We start from the raw sequence: 16,863 nt of genomic DNA on the forward strand, positions 1-16,863 counted from the left end.
CAAAAAGCACCTTAGTTCCTCGTTAGAATTAAATTTTATACTTACTTCATTAAGAATGATCTATAGATTGTAATGTAATCATCGCTTTGGAGACCACATGCTCCTGATAAGTCATTGCGATTTCTAGTTTACACGCTCTTCGACTCATTTCTAGTACGACAGGGGCAATGATCACTGGATTTTCAATTTGCAATGGTCTTACAAAAAAGGTAGTTAAGTTATCAACGACATAATCGCCACCCGTAACATCCTTTGCGGCACGAATCGCTGCTTGAGTTAACAAAGAGGTGATTACGCCATGAGAGATTGTGCCTAATTCACTGGACATTTGTGGTGTGATCATCCCATGGAAAATGAGCTTACCGCTATCGTCACGTTCCTCAGCAAAGCCATTCCACATTAAATGCTCAAACGTTTCACCAAGCTGCGGCTGATTACGCGCATCTCGCATAGCTTGTAATACCTCGCGTCTTGTAACAGAGGAAACGAGCTTACGATTACGATCAACTACAGGTAAAAAATCAATACCTTCCCATACCATAATTTGCGCGGCAGATGCTAAAGAAGTCTGCAATCCAACTGTAATGGGATGCCTTGTTACATATTTTTCTATACATTGATCCCCATGAAGCTGTTCAATATCTTTACGGCTAATAATACCAATTACACGATTCCATTCATCTACTACAGGAAAATGATATAGACCCGTTTCAATGGATAATTCATCAAAATCTGAAATATTACTCGTCATTTTAAGCAAATTCACGCGTGGCTTTAAAGAAACGATATCTTCAATTAACATAATTTTTTTCTTAATCAACCGGTCAAATAAAGCCCGATTAATCATGGATGCGACTGTAAACGTATCATGGCGAGAGGAAATAATCGGTAAAGCGAGTCGATCAGCTAATGCTTTTACCTCACGGCTTGTACCAAATCCCCCTGTAATCAACACGCCTGCCTGCTGCTGCAAAGCAAGTGAATGAGCATTTTCTCTATTCCCGATAATTAGCATACTTCCAGCATCAATATATCTTGCCATTGCATCAATTTTCATCGCACCAATTACGTATTTATGCAATGTTTTATCCAGACCTTCAGCACCGCCAAGAACATGTCCCTCTACAATTTCTACTACATCGGCAAAGGAAAGCTGATCGGAAATATTGCGAGGTTTCTTCTCGATTCTAATTGTACCAATTCTTTCTTTGGTGACAACAATACCAAGGTTTTCAGCTTCCTTAAGTGCACGATATGCAGTTCCTTCACTGACGGAAAGAGATTTTGCTAGCTTTCTCACAGAAATTTTTGTTCCAATTTGAAGACCTTCTATATATTGAAGCAACTGCTCATGCTTGGTGACAGTCTCTTCATACCCTTCCAACTGTTATACCTCCTAGTCGAATCTGTACTATTCTGTACCTATTATACACCAACCCTTACTCTATTTTATACCCATGATTTATAGTTAGAAATCCTATATAAGCACTTTGTAAAATAAAAAAAGGAATACACCCCATATATTAATGACGGCGTATTCCAAACCTGTAGCAATTCTATTATTCAGCATCATCTGCTAGCTTATGTTGCCATTGTCTTGCCTTTTCGCGTCGAATTGCATCCAAGGCACGCTCTTTTTCCTCGTTTACACCTAATAAATAATATAAGTGTGCACCAATAACAAGAAATGCAAAGGCAGCCCAGACAATACCAAATATAGAAACAAAGGTAGCTCCAGAATTAAATGTAATCATAGGAAGGGCATAAACTAACATAGCAAGCGCTAAAATTAAATATACAGCATGCTTAAATTTACTTGGTTTTTTGACCGTTTTCATTGCAATACAGCTCCTTCTTCTCTTAAACTATATTTCTATTCTATGAAGTAAATCCTGAAATATGAGCCAAGCTTCTCTATATTCAAGAAATTATTCACAGACTATGAGATAAGTTTTAAAAATGAAGGAGTGAATGATTTTAAATCACTACTCTTTTTAAGGCTCAATCTTGAAATCAGTGCTTGACCGTTAACCCAAACTAGCGAAGAGACAGAGCGATTCTGAAGATTGTCTCTTAAAATCTAATTCCATCCATCAATAAACTTTAATAAAAGGAATATGATTTTAACAACAATCGTAAGAACGCTCTGGAGCGTAGCTACCACCCTCTAGTCACTGTCAAGTACTGATTTATAAATAGAGCCCATCTTAAACCATAAATTATTGCATTTCCGCGCCGTAAAGGTGCGCTAAGCTATCTGTAATGATTTTGTTTACATCTTGAATAATAACGCTAAGTCTACGTTCTGCATCAAATAGTTTATGAATATGTGGATTCTGACTGATTAGCTCGAATTGCTTCTCCATCTTTTCCATTTCCTCTGGAGCTGGCATTTCGCCTGTCATCATTTTTTGCTGTACTTCATTTTGGCGCATTCGGAAATTATCTAGCATTTCTTTACTTTGAACGTCTGCCTCAATCAATTTCATCGCTTCACTAATTTGTGTAACCTCTTCGCTTTCCTTCAAAGCACGAGCAAGCTCATGTGCGTGATCATAAATTTTCATATTAAACTTCCTCCTCAAAATATTAAATATAACATCCCTAGGTTAATCACCAAGGTTTCTACGCCCTCATATGATGCATTACATGCAATTAAGCAGAGTAAACCATAGCCCAAGACGAAATGCCTTGATAATTGGAAGGAGTCCCTCTTCATGTCCTCCAAAAAAATGATATTACAGATCATGAATTCAGGATTACTGGAAGATGACTGCCTTGTGCTCGGAGATTCACACATCAAGCAATGGAGAATTCCGATCCATCGTCCATTGATGCTGAGCTTTGGCGCATCTCGCCACAGAGTTAAAGTTATTCCCTTAAGCAAGTCTCAAGAAGCCAAAATCAGTCCAAGACTTGCAAGCAAGCTAGGTATATTATCAAAAACCACGTTGAGACTTCACTATCAACCACAATCTTCGACGCTTAAACTCGGACCCGTTATCGGTGTACTCATCAGCAAAGATTATCCCGCGACACCTGAAAGACCATTTGGTCAAATCACGATGTTTTGTCAAGAGCTTGTTAACGCCTGTAAGCAACAAGGCCTATATGTTTACTTTTTTACCCCAGATCATATCGGCACAAACGCAAGTCAATTATCAGGCTGGGTGTATGACAATGGGTGGAGGAAAATGACAGTACCTGCAGCAGATGTTTTTTACAATCGATTAACCTCACGTAAATTAGAGAACAAACCTAGCGTACAGCATTTTTTAAAAGAAGTAAAATCTAGCTTCGGGAGTCAATTCTTTAATGAAAAGTTTCTAGATAAAACCGAGGTGTTTGATGCATTAGCACATGACCCTTCATTAAGCCGTTACTTGCCAGAATCACATCTATTTAAAAACTATGCCATGCTCAAAACGATGTGCGCGAGGCACCCTGTTGTATTCCTTAAACCTATCCGTGGCAGCTTAGGTAAGGGCATTATCCGCATTTCTAGAACTGAAGGTGGATATCAGTCCTTAACTGCTCAGGTTGGAGGAACACGTAAGCAAAGCTATACGAGCTTAGCCAAGTTATTTGCTTCCCTGTCTGGCAAAATGAAAACAACACGTTATCAAATTCAGCAAGGCTTAAATCTCATTGAAATTGAGCATCGTCCAGTTGATTTTAGAGCCCTTGTGCAAAAAAACTTGACGGGAAAATGGAATATTACTTCTATTGTAGGTCGGACAGCAGGCAGTCAGCATTTTGTATCTAATTTGGCGAGAGGCGGCACGTTAAGCACCGTTAAAGAAGCAGTTGCTCGCGCTACGCTTCCTACTCAAGTCAAGAGTAAAATTGCCGGACGCCTACAAAAAACTGCACTAGATATCGCTCAAGGGATTGATAAATATATTCCTGCTCATTTTGGGGAATTAGGGATTGATCTCGCAGTCGACAACACAGGTAAAATATGGCTCTTAGAGGTAAATTCTAAACCATCAAAAAATGATAATACACCGATTGGAGCAAGTAAAATTCGCCCCTCAGTGAAACAAGTCATTGAATATGCTCGATTCTTATCTGGCTTCTAGGGGGGACTTAGTACAATGAGCAAATTACAGCTAGGTACGTTAGGCATCTTAGTTACAGAAAGCAGCGGTTCTCTTCCCTTTAATGAAGGCCAGCTATGCCGAAGATTATGCTTGCTAGGGCACAAGCAGGAAATACAGGTATTTGTGTTTTGTCCAGAATGGTTTAAACCAGGAGAACAGTCCATCAAAGGTTACAGTTATGGTGAGCAAGGCTGGCGCAAAGGTATTTTCCCTTTGCCAGATGTTTTATATGATCGATATTTTTCCCGTAACACTAAACAACATCAGTCCAAAGTGATGTGCCTTACTCAGTTAAAGGAAGCTCACGAGTTTATGTATTTAACACGAGGATTAGCAGGGAAATGGATTGTACATCAAGCTTTGTTACAAAACAAAGAGTTAACCCCCTATTTACCTGAAACGCTATTATTCGAGGGAAAAAATCAGTTGGGAGACTGGTTAACGATTCATCAGGGGGAAGCTTTTTTAAAGCCACAATGTGGCACACATGGCAAACGAACACTATATATTAAAGCCATAGGGCATAAAGACCAATTATTTATAAGAGGACGCAGTGGGGCAAATACCGTTTTTACACGTTATTTAAATACGAGTGCAGGTTACAGCTGGATCGAACGATTTACACAACACAAAAATTACTTATTACAGCCTTATTTACATTTAACTAACATGCAAGAGGAGCCATTTGATATCCGCGTCTTGATGCAAAAGGAGCAGACTGGAACTTGGAATCTCACTGGTGCCGCTGCCCGAATCGGCAGAAAAAACTCACTCACCTCCAACCTACATGGCGGAGGGAAAGCCCATAAAGCACGCTCTTATCTTATTCATGAATTTGGTAAAGTCAAGGCGACAGAAATTATGGATACCATAACACAATTATCAACCATTATCCCTAGTACCTTAGAAGAAAATTTTGGACGCCTTGCAGAGCTTGGTATTGATTATGGTGTAGATAAGCAAGGCAAGGTATGGGTGCTTGAGGTCAACTCTAAGCCAGGGAGATCTGCCTTTTTCCAGATTGGAGAAGCCGATAGTGCTAGAAAATCAGTAGAAAATCTGATTGATTATACTCATTACCTGCTTACACACAGAATGTTTAGGAGGATAAATTCATGAGCTTGACTTTTGGCAACGTTCATTTCACACAGCAGCCCCAGAAGGTCGTATATGTGTCTGGTGCTTTAATGAAAAACTTGAATTTGTCAGGAAAAAAATCAGTTCAGCTTCGCCTAGGTGGCGAGCGGATGCCTGCAATGCTTAAGCCCATCAACAAATCAGGGAAACACTTATATTTACCAACTAGTGTTAGAAAAAAAATGAAGGTGCCTAGCTCTGGTAGTGTATTTTTACGAAGCCTACAAGAAGGAGAAGTGCAGATAGGACCTCTAATTGGAGTTTTATCAGATGGCCCAACTTCTTCTGCCCAAAATCCTTTTGGCTCTAGAACTGACTTTATTAAGCAACTCCTTCGAGCTGGAAATAAAAAATCTTATATTTTTGCCTTTACACCTAGAGATATTCATTTTGAAAATGATACCGTAAACGGATATTTCCTTAACGAAGCAGGTAGGTTTATACGTAAGACCGTCCCTCTTCCCGATGTCGTTTACAATCGTCTTCCTAGTCGTAGAGCGGAAACCTCTAACTCCATTAACCAATTACGTGAAAAGCTAGCTCGTCGGAGAATTCCTTTTTTCAACTGGAGCTTCTTTAATAAGTCAGATATTTATCGTTTGCTTGAACATGATAACACTGTAAATCGCTATGTTCCAGAATCGATTATGAATCCAGCCCCAGAGCAAATAAAGGAAATGCTAGAACGACATTCAATCGTTTATTACAAACCAAATAGCGGTAGTCTCGGTAAAGGGATTTATCGGCTCTCCTATATTCCAAAAAGCGGATATTACGCTCGTTATCGCAACAAAGATCGGAATGCACTGCTGAGATTTAAATCGTTTCAAAGTCTGATGCGTACATTGCAGACACGTCACGGTGGGCAATTGCGTGGATATGTAGCTCAGCAAGGAATTCGTCTAATTGAAATTGATAGTTGCCCTATTGATTTTAGATTTCACATGCATAAAAACGGTAAAAATCAATGGGTTGTTGTAGGCATTGGCGCTAAAAAGTCTGGTAAAGGTAGCGTGACAACACACCTTAAAAACGGTGGTTCCCTTTTGACTCCTGAACAGGCACTAAGCCGCACATTTGGCGCTCGAAGTGACGAGGTATTACGAAATGCAAAAGCAGTAGCCATCCGACTTGCGGAAGCCATTGAACTCCATCATCAACATTTAATTGGTGAAATTGGCTTCGACTTAGGGATTGATCAAGATGAAAAAGTGTGGATGTTTGAAGCTAATGCAAAGCCAGGGCGATCTATCTTCAAGCACCCTTCTCTTCGAGCCGAAGGAAAAGCATCTGTTGAGCATATCCTTGAACATTGCTTGTTCCTTAGCAAATTTCGGAGGAGGGAGGTATAATGAACTACCCTTTTGATGAGCAAAGACCTGTCATTGCAATTTTGACTGTGTCCGATAAAGTAAAGCTATTTAGGGGTAACCATGCTAATTTTCGGGATATCGTTAAAACAGGTCGTGAAATGAATACTTTGGTATATGTAGTCACCGTAAAGGATTTAAAGCTACATGCACCAAAGGTTCAAGGTTATGGTTATGATCCAAATGAAAAAACATGGATTAGAAACTGGTTTCCATTACCTGATGTTATCTATAATCGGATCCCATTACGCGAAGATGAAAATAAACCTAAAGTTAAGCAAAAAATTGAGGAGTGCTTAGAGCACCCTTCAATCCAACTGTATAACCCATACTTTTTTAATAAATGGCGACTATTTGACTGGCTTAAAAAAAGCCAAGGGACTAAGGCTCTTGTACCTGATACGAAACGTCTCCTTTCCTCCAAGTCACTTGCAGGTATGCTTAAGCAATATGGTTCGTTATATTTAAAGCCTGAAAGTGGTAAGGCAGGAAAAGGGATTATGCTTTTGCAGTGGGATGAAGCCAGTCCTCGTCCCCTATGCCTAATCATTCAAGGTCATCACCATAAAAATATCGTATATCGCACTGCTTCGCTACCAAAGCTATGGAAAAGAATACGTAAGGAAAGTGGAGCTTGTGCCTATATTATGCAGGAGGCGATTGAATTATCCTCCTATCGTAATCGTCATTTTGACCTTCGAGTACTTGTACAAAAAACAGGAAAAGGGAATTGGATGATTACAGGCATTGGCGCAAGACTGGCAGGACTAAAAAGAATTACGACACATGTCCCTCAAGGGGGAAGTATTGAAGAGCCTGAAAAGCTACTACTCTCCTCCTTTGGTCAGGAAATGACCAGTTTATTAATGAATAAGCTGAAATCTAGTGCCATTCTTATCGCAAAACATTTAGAGAAATCCTGTGGTTACATGCTAGGGGAAATGTCGATGGATCTAGGGATCGATCGAAATGGGAAGCTATGGTTTTTTGAGGCTAACGCCAAGCCGATGAAGTTTGATGAAACACATATTCGTAAAAAGTCACTTGAGAGAGTGATTCAGTACAGTCATTATTTATATCGGAATGCCAAGCAAATTCAAAATTAAAATAAGCTCATTTAAAGTTTAAGGTGCATTGACACAAAGACTTGATTTTAATGGAATGGGAGGGGAACTCTACATGAACATAAGAGCGATGAATATAAATCAAGATGGTCCTTGGGAGCAAATTCATCAGCATATTTTATCCTTATATAGTAAATACGCAAAATGTAATGAACTACATTCACACTCTATATTCCCTTCCCTTTACAAATTATCATCTGGCAAACTACTTGAAAAAGACTCTTCCTTCTTACTAGCGACGGTTAGAACCGAAGAGGGAGAACGAATTGCAGGCTTCGCCATTACAACAAATTACGGTCGAGATATCGGTCTAATTATTGTCCACCCCCTATATCGCAATATGGGCATAGGTACACAGTTATTATCTAGACAACTTATAGAACTAGGAACTGTATGTTACCAGGTACCCATGTGGAATAAAGCAGCTGTAAAAATGTGCTTTAATAGTGGGCTTATAGCTACGCAAATCATTACTTATTCTAAACATTATTCTTTTCTTATTATGGAAGTAGTCTGATTACTTAAGCTTGAATGAACTTGAAGAGGTGATCGTGTGTGCCACAGCCTTCATTAGGTATACTAACGTTATACCTGAACGATAAAAAGCAGCTTGAAGAGAGGCAAATTTATCAAAAAATGATCGTAGAGGGTCAAAAGCTGGGCTTAGATATTTTTGTATTTACCCCTATGGATGTTCATAAGAATAAAGATATGATTTGGGCACTTATTTACAATCCCAGCACAAAAAAGTGGTCTAGGAAGTGGCAAAAGTTTCCTCAACTTATTTTTGACCGCTGTCGTATACAAAAAAGTAAACGCTTTGAGCAACTGAAAGTATTTCGGGCTCGTTATCGCGATAAACTATTTCTAAACCGTCCCCTACGAGATAAATGGACCATACATCAAACGTTATCTCAAAAGAGTAAATTCCGCCCCTTTCTTCCTCAAACAAAACTATTTCTAAATATAAATAACGTTTTAGAAATGCTACAGGAGCATCAAGTTGTGTATGTTAAGCCCATAAATGGAACCGGGGGCAGAGGCATTTTAAGAATTGAAAAATTGTCTCCAAATCAATACCGTATTCAAGGTAGAAAACCATCAAGACAAATTATTCCTGAACGAAAAGTAAGCCTAGTGCAGCTTAAATCATATTTGCTTCATTGGCGAGGCGATAAACGTTTTCTAGTACAGCAAGGCATACAGATCAAGTTACCTAATGGAAGAGTACATGATTACCGCATGCTAGTTCAAAAAAACGGAAACGGAAAATGGCAGGTCACAGGTTGTGCAGGTCGTATGGGCCCTGAGCGAAGTGTAACCTCGAATCTTCATGGCGGGGGTAAAGCCATTCCGATGGACACCTTGTTAAAGGAATGGAAATTTAGTGAGCTGAAGCGCGAGCAAATTAGAACAACGGCAGAACAGCTTAGTCTTGAAATTGCTGCTTATTTAGAAGATACGTATGAGGCATTATGTGAGCTTGCTTTGGATTTAGGGATAGATCGCCAAGGTCGAATTTATCTAATTGAGGTCAATCCTAAACCAGCACGACAAGTGTTCCTGCAATCTGGGGATACGGAGGCTTATCAGCAGGCGATTCGCAGACCGCTGGAATATGCATTATGGGTGTATAAACAAAATAATACCGCCTCGTCTTAAATTAGATCGAGGCGGTATTTTAATGCTGTATTACAGCTTCTTTATTACAAAATATTCGCTTTATGCTTCAAACGATAACCTGCGTGGAAAACAGGTCCTACGTATTCGTTAAATTGATAACCACTAGCAATCGCTTCAGTAACGAAATCTTTTGCTTTGGCTACAGCTTCTTTGACGTTTAAGCCATTTGCTAAACCACCTGTAATTGCAGCTGCAAATGTACAACCTGCGCCATGATTATGTGCTGGTTCTATTTTTTGTGTCTCAAACACAGTAAACTCTTGCCCATCATAATATAAATCGATCGCATGGTCACCGTCTAATGCTTTACCGCCCTTAATGACTACATTTTGGGCACCAATTTCATGAATTTTAATCGCAGCTTGCTTCATATCGTCAAGCGTTGATAATTTGCCTAAACCTGATAAGACGCCTGCTTCAAACAAGTTTGGTGTTACAACCGTAGCTAGCGGCAGCAACAAATCACGAATGGCATCCGCACTGTCTGGATTTAATACCTCATCTTCCCCTTTACATACCATAACAGGGTCTATGACAACATTTTGTTGATCATTAGCCTTAATCATCGATTCTACAACCTGTATAATTTCTACACTACCTAACATTCCTGTTTTCATCGCTGCTACAGGACCACCAGCTAAAATTGTTTTTAGCTGCTCTGCCACTAATGCCGCGTCAATCGGATAAACACGATGGTGCCAATCTTGATCTGGATCCATCGTCACTATGGTCGTAAGTGCACTAAAGCCATACGTACCATATTCCTCAAAGGTTTTTAAATCGGCTTGGATTCCTGCTCCACCACTAGAATCACTACCGGCTACAGTTAAAGTTTTAAGTACACTTCCCAAAATAATTACTCCTTTTCAAAACGCAAATTAGCAACGTCAAGTCGCAATGTTTTTATATAGTATAATACATTTTGAGGGACAGACAAACAATTTTTGAATAGAAATTCTCATCCCTTGCGTGAACTTCTCCACATTAAATAAATAAAATATGGCGCACCAATGACTGCTGTAACGATACCTGCCGGAATTTCCAGAGGAGGGTGTGCCACCCGCCCTAAAAAATCTGCAGTAATAACAAGCAGTGCTCCACACACAGCAGCAACAGGTATAATCATGGAATAACGATTACCTACAAGTCCTCTTGCGATGTGCGGACAAATAAGTCCAACAAAACCAATCGTTCCTGCTGTAGATACCGCTGCACCCGCTAAAGCAACGACAATAGCCAGCAACAAGACGCGTAAAACTTGAATCCGTACCCCAAGGCCTTGAGCAGTCTCATCACCAAGCTGTAAAACCTCCATTTGCCTAGATAAACACCATGTTACAGGAATGAGTACCACGACCCAAGGAAGTAAGCTGTAAAACTGTATCCAATCTCTTCCCCACAAGCTACCTGCCAACCACACCAAAGCAGTAGATAAATTGGCGTCCCCACTTACTAATAATAAGTTTATCCCAGCACCACAAAGCGCACTTACAGCCACACCAACAAGCGCAAGCCTTATCGCATCAACTCCACCCCGATAAGCAACCAAATAAATAACTGTAGCAGCTAGCACACCACCTGTAAAGGCAGCAGCGGAGACTAGACCTGTTGCGGCTTGGGGAACAAGCATAACAATCATCACTGCACCTACCCCTGAGCCAGCAGTAATCCCTAACGTTCCTGGTGAGGCAAGCGGATTATATAAAATTGCTTGTGCAACCACCCCTGCTACACCTAAGGCAGCACCAACCATCATTCCTAGTAAAGTACGTACCAAGCGATAATCCATTACAATGACCTGATGATCAGGGTTTGCATGGGCACCAAAGGCAGCAATCACCTCAGAAACAGACAAAGGTACACTTCCAACACCAATATTTAGAAGCGCCATTAGCACAAGTAATATCAATAAAACAAGTAGCCCAAGCATATTTTTTATCAAACTATAACGTTTTCCTTGATGCTGTGTATTGACATTCATAAAGTTACCACCTTCTTGCGCGCCAAATAAATAAAGAATGGCGCTCCAAGCAGCGCTGTCACTATACCAACAGGTGTTTCGGCAGGAAAATGAATGAACCTGGAAGCTACATCAGCCACAGTGAGCAAGACTGCCCCCAGAAGTGCACTTACTGGAATAATGACACGATAGTCTACACCAACCAGAGCTCGTACCATGTGTGGCACAATTAAGCCTATAAAGCTAATAGGTCCCGCTACAGACACAGATATTCCTGCAAGCACCACCACTAGCAGCATTAACACAACACGTAGTCTCTTAACCCGTTGCCCTAAGCCTTTGGCAATATCAGAGCCTAAGCTTAAAATAGAAGCCGCACGACTCATATATACTGCTAGGATTAATCCAGCGAGGCTAAATGGAATAAGCCACTGCATGTCATTCCAGCGATTACCAACCACCGAACCTGTTAGCCAAAACATGACTAGCTCTGTTTTACTTTCATTTAACAGCAGCAATAGTTGAATAACAACAGAAAAAAAGGCCTGCATTGTAACTCCAATCAGTGCCATCTTGACTTCTGTTTTGCCCCATCGAATTAAAAGACTTAATCCATATACAGTCATTACAGTAACAAACGCACCTATTAGAGCACTTGCAACACGAAGCATGGATGGAAATGAAGGAAATAGGAGTAACGTAACTACAACTACAAATGAAGCGCCAGCATTGATACTGAAAACAGAAGGTGAGGCAAGTGGATTCCTAGTTATTGCTTGCATTATAGCCCCAGCTACTGCTAAATTTGCACCGATAAGTATTGTTGTAATTAAGCGTGGTAAACGAACTGTAGCAATGATGAGCTGTTCACGATTAGGAGTATAGTTTATGACCATACTCCATAACACCTGCCATGAAAAACGAGTAGAACCTAGCATTATGGAGGCGATGCTTGCCACAAGCAACAAGACACCGCCAATCACAATAATCCAAATAAGAGACCTTCTATTTCCATGTACTACATCTTCAGCCTGCTTCATTTCATTTTTGGAAGTAATGCTTCAAACTCATCTAACACTACGTTTGCTCCATACAAGCTACGGTTAAACGACCACTTGCTATGAGAAACAACAAATACATGATTGTTTTGCACTGCCTTAAGTTGCTTGTACAAAGGATCACTTTCCCATTTCTCTAGAAACTGCTCATTAGTAACAAATAAAATATCAGGATCAATTTCTAGCATCTGCTCCAAGTCTACTTTTCTTGCGGTTTCCTTCTTATCCGCTGCGGTCAAAGCATAATTTAGACCAGCACTTTGAAGCATGTTAGGTTGAAAAAATAAATTAGTTCGTGGATTAATTACCTTTTCACCTAAAGCTGCGATCAAATATGACTTATCCTTTGGTGCTTTCGACACTACCTCTTGCAATTTTGCCTGATGCGCCTCCACATAAGCTCTTGCTTCTGTATCCTTATGTAGTGCTTGCCCAATAATGAGTTCATTTTGGATTGCATCCTCATAAGTTGCCTTAGTATCTGGCAATAGCAATGTTGGAGCAATATTAGACAATTCATTATAAATGTCTTTATGTCTAGCATAATCACCGATAATTAAGTCTGGTTTAGCTGTACGTAGCAATTCCAAATTAGGCTGCTGGCGAGTACCAATTGAGGTATACCCTTTTATTTTGTCCAAAAAGCCTAGCTCCTGCAAAGTATCCTGTTTCCCATCATCTGTATAAGCGATCGGTGTTTCACCTAATGATAAGACTGTGGCTAACAAACCATATTCCATAACAGCAATCCGTTTAGGCACACCTGTAATTTTTGTAGTCCCTGCTTTATGGTCAATTGCCGTCACATTCGCTGAAGCACTTCCTTTATTGGAATTATCGGCTTGACTTGATTGTGATTGGGTTGTTGTCCCACACGCTGTCAATAAGCCTGATAATAATAAAACGAAAGCTAGTGTTATGATTTTACTGCGAAATGCCATGTTGTAACATCCTCACCTTCAATAAAATTGATAATCATTCTCAATTACAAAGTATAGCTACAGAAGTATTTCACGTCCATGTGTACATTGTTAAAATTTATCATGGATTATTTTTAGTAACTGACTCTATTTTGGAAATAGTTCAAGACAACGATAAGAGAAATTATATTGTTAGAATTTGATTTTAAGTTAAATTTCTTCTTTTTATAATACGTTCGACAAATAGCGTCGCTGCCTCTAATTGTTTTTCTAAAGACAAGGGCGCATAGATCATCCACCAATCCCAATCCAGAAAAGCATATTGTTCTCTTGAGATCGCTTCGTGATCTCGCCAGGCAGGGATATTTTTCTTGAAATCGACAATCTCTTCAATGTCCTTTTCATTCCGAACAACAAAAAATATATAATCTGCCTCAAATAATAATAGTTCGTCTGGTTCAAATGATAACCAAGTGAACTCAGTGCCTATCGGATGTTCAGCCATGGCATCCCTAACAAGCTTGGGCGGCTTTAATAACAAGGAGCGATAAAAGACATGTCCAATATTTCTAGCTCCATACATACGCCAGCCACGCTCATGTCGGACACATAACGCAACAGTGAGGTCACCGATGGAATTAATCCTTCTCCTTGCTGCCTTTTCTTGATTAGTAAAGTCTTCCCGCCACGATTTTGCCTCTTCTTCCCTTCCTAACAGTGTTGCCAATCGCCATTGCAAACCATACACATCCATCTCACGCCATGGATAAGTCACTATTGGAACGACATCCCCGATATAGCTACGAGCCTTTTCTGCCACATTGTTTTTACAAACAACAAGATCAGGTGTATGCTCCACAAAGACATTTTGACTGATCTCCCAAGCCTCCTTACCATGATAAGGCAAAGGCAAGGCTTTAATCGTTGCCTGCATCGAAGCAGTCACTTGACCCGCAATGGGTACAATCTTTAATGCAAGGAGATGCTCTGTGTAAGGGAAGGATAAACTAATTATAGTCGGATGCTTAAGACGTACATGATACTGAGAAGGTGCAACTCCATTTAACTCTTTAAATCGTCGACTGAAATAAAACTCATCCCGATAACCAACAAGACGAGCTACTTCTCTAATAGTGCTATATTCTGAGCCAAGTAAAATCTCCTTGGCCCGATTCATACGAATACTACTTAAATATTGTAACGGTGTTTTGCCTGTATATTGCTTGAAGCGTTGCGAAAAATATGAGGCCTGCATCCCTGCCCGTGCCGCTAATTCCTCCATTGTAATATCTTCTTTATAATGACTTTTCATGTATATAAGTAATTCCGTCATAAACTGATTAACATTTTGTCTTTCCTGACTGTCTTGTCCAGCTAATAATAGTTCTAAAATATATAGCATCTGACTTCTTATTTTAAGTTTGTTAGCCTGCTCTTGATTAGCTATTGTATAAAGCCGTAATACAGCACGCTGTAAAGCACCCGCATGACCTGCCAACCTTCCTTGATAGGGAAAATCAGTCTTCCGTTCAAATATTTTGCGTGTATGACTGTACTCTACCAGACTGTATAATTGAAATTGCAGCTCAAATAGCTCTACAGGAAAAGAAGTTGGAGGCAGGATGAACTCCAACTTCGTATTAGGCAACAGTAAATAAGCACAAGGAGCGCTTATTGAAACTGATTTACCATTGACAATAATTTCAGTCCTACCTTGAACAAGTAATAATAAGGTAAACTGCTCCAAGCTGTGAGGTGCTTTAACGATATCTTCAGGTGGGTAAGTATCATACATTTTAATATGGACAAGCTCTGGTAGCCACTGGCACTCCGTTTCCTCAGCTCTTTTATTGCTCATGATGTCTCCCCCATATTTTAAAAATCATTTTATTTTGCTCCTTTAATTGCTGCAAGTGGCGAACATTTAGCCACAACACTGGCAAGCGATGCTCCAGTCACACTATTAATAATATCATCTACATTTTTATACGCTTGTGGGGACTCGTCCAGAATCGACTCCAAGGAGTTCTGATTGACAACAATTTCGTCCTCCTGCCCTACTCTTAGCGCACTTGCAAACTCGTCTACCGTAACTAATCGCTTCGTAGCTGAACGCGAGCGTACACGGCCTGCGCCATGGCAAATGGAATAATAATTGTCCACACCACTTGGCTGACCCACCATAATATATGAGGCTGTGCCCATTGATCCTGGGATAAGTGCAGGATGCCCCGTGCCTACATAAGGCTTAGGATTGCCTTCATGTCCAGCAGGTAAGGCACGCGTAGCCCCTTTGCGGTGAACAAATACCTCTCCGTATTGCTCATGATGTTCCTCTAGAGCATAATTATGCATTAAGTCATAAAGGGTAGCAAACTTTGTTTTGGGGCCAAATATATCTAAAAAGGCTTCACGGATGGCATAAGCGATTAAATGTCTGTTTACGATGGCATAGTTTAAGGCCGAATACATTTGGTTGACATACTTTTGTGCTTCGGGCTCCTCCATCGGGGCAAACACTAAACGTGGATCACTTGTCCCTAAGCCAAGACGCTGCATGGCCTTCTGAACCTGAGTAAGTCCTACCTGACTTACATATCCTCCCCAAGCTCTGGAGCCTGAATGGATCATGACCACGACTTGACCGTCAAATAACCCCCATTTTTCGGCGATCTCACGTTGCTCTGGTGCGATTTCTATCGCTTGGATTTCAGCAAAGTGGTTTCCTCCTCCAAGTGTGCCAAGCTGACGATGTGCACGATGCCATGTCATATCCTCAATATCACCCAGCACATCCTCGTCAAAAGCATATTTACTGCTCTCAACATGACTTAATGAGGTTGCTTTTTTAGGCGTATAGCCATCAGGAACATATTTAGACGGAAGACCATGCAAACCTTTTTTAACAATATGCTCTAAGCGAATATCACTAAAATGTCCACGCTGATGTGCCTCCATCGGTAAAAACTGTTCAATTCTACGAACAAGCTTGCGGCGAAGTCTAATGTCCTGTACATCCTCTTTATGGAGATTGGTCAAATGAACTCTCATGCCACAACCAATGTCACTCCCAACAATTGACGGAGATACAACCCCATTATCCATGCTCCAAGCGGCTGTAGTCCCAATACAGGTGCCAACTCCTACATGCACATCAGGGGTGTAGCTCATATGTTGGATATTAGGGATCTGCAAATTGTTATTTGCCATCTCTAACACTTTGTAATCCAGTGTATTAAACATTTCTTCATTCATATATACTTTTAATTTTCCGGCAGGTAATTGTACCTCGTGAATGTAACTCATAAATTTTTTATTTCCCTTCTAGTGCTCAAACCAAAATTAGGGGTCTTACTTTGCTTACTTAGCAACACCTAATTTTTAGATTGAGCCACCATTTATATTTTTATTTTCTTATAGGTAAGATCTGTCATGTAGGGTCTGATAAGACATGTCGTATATGGACGCAAAAAAGCCATGGAAAAGGCTCCATGGCGATATATTCTGA

General features: G+C 40.2%; 15 protein-coding genes. 6 read left to right on the top strand and 9 right to left on the bottom strand.

Annotation, left to right across the window (positions count from 1 at the left end):
- Positions 1 to 49: 49 nt before the first annotated feature.
- From J2Z32_RS16710 to J2Z32_RS16720, 3 genes are all read right to left on the bottom strand, one after another.
- Positions 50 to 1,384: a DRTGG domain-containing protein gene (locus J2Z32_RS16710; RefSeq protein ID WP_210090328.1), complete on the bottom strand. Its 1,335-nt coding sequence runs from the start codon at positions 1,382 to 1,384 to the stop codon at positions 50 to 52.
- Positions 1,385 to 1,559: 175 nt separating this feature from the next.
- The gene (locus J2Z32_RS16715) at positions 1,560 to 1,838 is read right to left on the bottom strand and encodes a hypothetical protein (protein WP_210090329.1); all 279 of its coding nucleotides are present in this window, start codon (positions 1,836 to 1,838) and stop codon (positions 1,560 to 1,562) included.
- Positions 1,839 to 2,219: 381 nt separating this feature from the next.
- Positions 2,220 to 2,567 carry a YlbF/YmcA family competence regulator gene (locus J2Z32_RS16720; RefSeq protein WP_210090330.1) on the bottom strand — a complete coding sequence of 116 codons (348 nt, stop codon included), beginning with the start codon at positions 2,565 to 2,567 and terminating at the stop codon, positions 2,220 to 2,222.
- Positions 2,568 to 2,717: 150 nt separating this feature from the next.
- Between J2Z32_RS16720 and J2Z32_RS16725 the strand changes: the two genes are divergently transcribed.
- The 6 genes from J2Z32_RS16725 (at position 2,718) to J2Z32_RS16750 (ending at position 9,396) form a co-directional block, all read left to right on the top strand.
- Entirely contained in the window at positions 2,718 to 4,082 is a 1,365-nt protein-coding gene (locus tag J2Z32_RS16725) for a YheC/YheD family endospore coat-associated protein (protein ID WP_210090331.1), read from the top strand.
- Positions 4,083 to 4,097: 15 nt separating this feature from the next.
- The gene (locus J2Z32_RS16730; protein ID WP_210090332.1) at positions 4,098 to 5,222 is read left to right on the top strand and encodes a YheC/YheD family endospore coat-associated protein; all 1,125 of its coding nucleotides are present in this window, start codon (positions 4,098 to 4,100) and stop codon (positions 5,220 to 5,222) included.
- The gene (locus tag J2Z32_RS16735) at positions 5,219 to 6,592 is read left to right on the top strand and encodes a YheC/YheD family endospore coat-associated protein (RefSeq protein ID WP_210090333.1); all 1,374 of its coding nucleotides are present in this window, start codon (positions 5,219 to 5,221) and stop codon (positions 6,590 to 6,592) included. Before J2Z32_RS16730 ends, J2Z32_RS16735 begins: the two co-directional genes overlap by 4 nt.
- Positions 6,592 to 7,716, top strand: coding sequence for a YheC/YheD family endospore coat-associated protein (locus J2Z32_RS16740; protein WP_210090334.1), 1,125 nt, complete (start codon positions 6,592 to 6,594; stop codon positions 7,714 to 7,716). Before J2Z32_RS16735 ends, J2Z32_RS16740 begins: the two co-directional genes overlap by 1 nt.
- Positions 7,717 to 7,789: 73 nt before the next feature.
- On the top strand, positions 7,790 to 8,251 hold the full coding sequence (locus J2Z32_RS16745) for a GNAT family N-acetyltransferase (protein ID WP_210090335.1): 462 nt from the start codon (positions 7,790 to 7,792) through the stop codon (positions 8,249 to 8,251).
- 38 nt (positions 8,252 to 8,289) lie between these two features.
- A complete protein-coding gene (locus J2Z32_RS16750; protein WP_210090336.1) occupies positions 8,290 to 9,396 on the top strand; it encodes a YheC/YheD family endospore coat-associated protein in 1,107 nt (368 codons plus the stop codon).
- A 44-nt stretch (positions 9,397 to 9,440) separates the two neighbouring features.
- On the opposite strand, the gene thiD is transcribed toward J2Z32_RS16750, so the two are convergent.
- The 6 genes from thiD to J2Z32_RS16780 all read right to left on the bottom strand — a co-directional run bounded on the left by thiD (position 9,441) and on the right by J2Z32_RS16780 (position 16,661).
- Positions 9,441 to 10,268: a bifunctional hydroxymethylpyrimidine kinase/phosphomethylpyrimidine kinase gene (gene thiD, locus J2Z32_RS16755; protein WP_210090337.1), complete on the bottom strand. Its 828-nt coding sequence runs from the start codon at positions 10,266 to 10,268 to the stop codon at positions 9,441 to 9,443.
- A 107-nt stretch (positions 10,269 to 10,375) separates the two neighbouring features.
- Positions 10,376 to 11,398, bottom strand: a complete 1,023-nt coding sequence (locus J2Z32_RS16760) for a FecCD family ABC transporter permease (protein ID WP_210090338.1) — start codon at positions 11,396 to 11,398, stop codon at positions 10,376 to 10,378.
- A complete protein-coding gene (locus tag J2Z32_RS16765; RefSeq protein WP_210090339.1) occupies positions 11,395 to 12,417 on the bottom strand; it encodes a FecCD family ABC transporter permease in 1,023 nt (340 codons plus the stop codon). Before J2Z32_RS16765 ends, J2Z32_RS16760 begins: the two co-directional genes overlap by 4 nt.
- On the bottom strand, positions 12,414 to 13,376 hold the full coding sequence (locus J2Z32_RS16770; RefSeq protein ID WP_210090340.1) for an ABC transporter substrate-binding protein: 963 nt from the start codon (positions 13,374 to 13,376) through the stop codon (positions 12,414 to 12,416). Before J2Z32_RS16770 ends, J2Z32_RS16765 begins: the two co-directional genes overlap by 4 nt.
- Positions 13,377 to 13,560: 184 nt before the next feature.
- A complete protein-coding gene (locus tag J2Z32_RS16775; RefSeq protein ID WP_210090341.1) occupies positions 13,561 to 15,213 on the bottom strand; it encodes an AraC family transcriptional regulator in 1,653 nt (550 codons plus the stop codon).
- A gap of 29 nt (positions 15,214 to 15,242) precedes the next feature.
- A complete protein-coding gene (locus J2Z32_RS16780) occupies positions 15,243 to 16,661 on the bottom strand; it encodes an RtcB family protein (protein WP_210090342.1) in 1,419 nt (472 codons plus the stop codon).
- Positions 16,662 to 16,863 lie beyond the last annotated feature (202 nt).

It is taken from the genome of Paenibacillus turicensis, from assembly GCF_017873435.1.
GTDB classification, from domain to species: domain Bacteria; phylum Bacillota; class Bacilli; order Paenibacillales; family Paenibacillaceae; genus Fontibacillus; species Fontibacillus turicensis.

Bases quoted from the DNA above. Each gene is read 5' to 3' on its own strand.
- J2Z32_RS16745 (WP_210090335.1), top strand. From the start codon at position 7,790: ATGAACATAAGAGCGATGAATATAAATCAAGATGGTCCTTGGGAGCAA.
- J2Z32_RS16715 (WP_210090329.1), bottom strand. From the start codon at position 1,838: ATGAAAACGGTCAAAAAACCAAGTAAATTTAAGCATGCTGTATATTTA.
- J2Z32_RS16740 (WP_210090334.1), top strand. From the start codon at position 6,592: ATGAACTACCCTTTTGATGAGCAAAGACCTGTCATTGCAATTTTGACT.
- J2Z32_RS16770 (WP_210090340.1), bottom strand. From the start codon at position 13,376: ATGGCATTTCGCAGTAAAATCATAACACTAGCTTTCGTTTTATTATTA.
- J2Z32_RS16780 (WP_210090342.1), bottom strand. From the start codon at position 16,661: ATGAGTTACATTCACGAGGTACAATTACCTGCCGGAAAATTAAAAGTA.
- J2Z32_RS16775 (WP_210090341.1), bottom strand. From the start codon at position 15,213: ATGAGCAATAAAAGAGCTGAGGAAACGGAGTGCCAGTGGCTACCAGAG.
- J2Z32_RS16760 (WP_210090338.1), bottom strand. From the start codon at position 11,398: ATGAATGTCAATACACAGCATCAAGGAAAACGTTATAGTTTGATAAAA.
- J2Z32_RS16730 (WP_210090332.1), top strand. From the start codon at position 4,098: ATGAGCAAATTACAGCTAGGTACGTTAGGCATCTTAGTTACAGAAAGC.
- J2Z32_RS16720 (WP_210090330.1), bottom strand. From the start codon at position 2,567: ATGAAAATTTATGATCACGCACATGAGCTTGCTCGTGCTTTGAAGGAA.
- J2Z32_RS16765 (WP_210090339.1), bottom strand. From the start codon at position 12,417: ATGAAGCAGGCTGAAGATGTAGTACATGGAAATAGAAGGTCTCTTATT.
- J2Z32_RS16725 (WP_210090331.1), top strand. From the start codon at position 2,718: ATGTCCTCCAAAAAAATGATATTACAGATCATGAATTCAGGATTACTG.
- J2Z32_RS16735 (WP_210090333.1), top strand. From the start codon at position 5,219: ATGAGCTTGACTTTTGGCAACGTTCATTTCACACAGCAGCCCCAGAAG.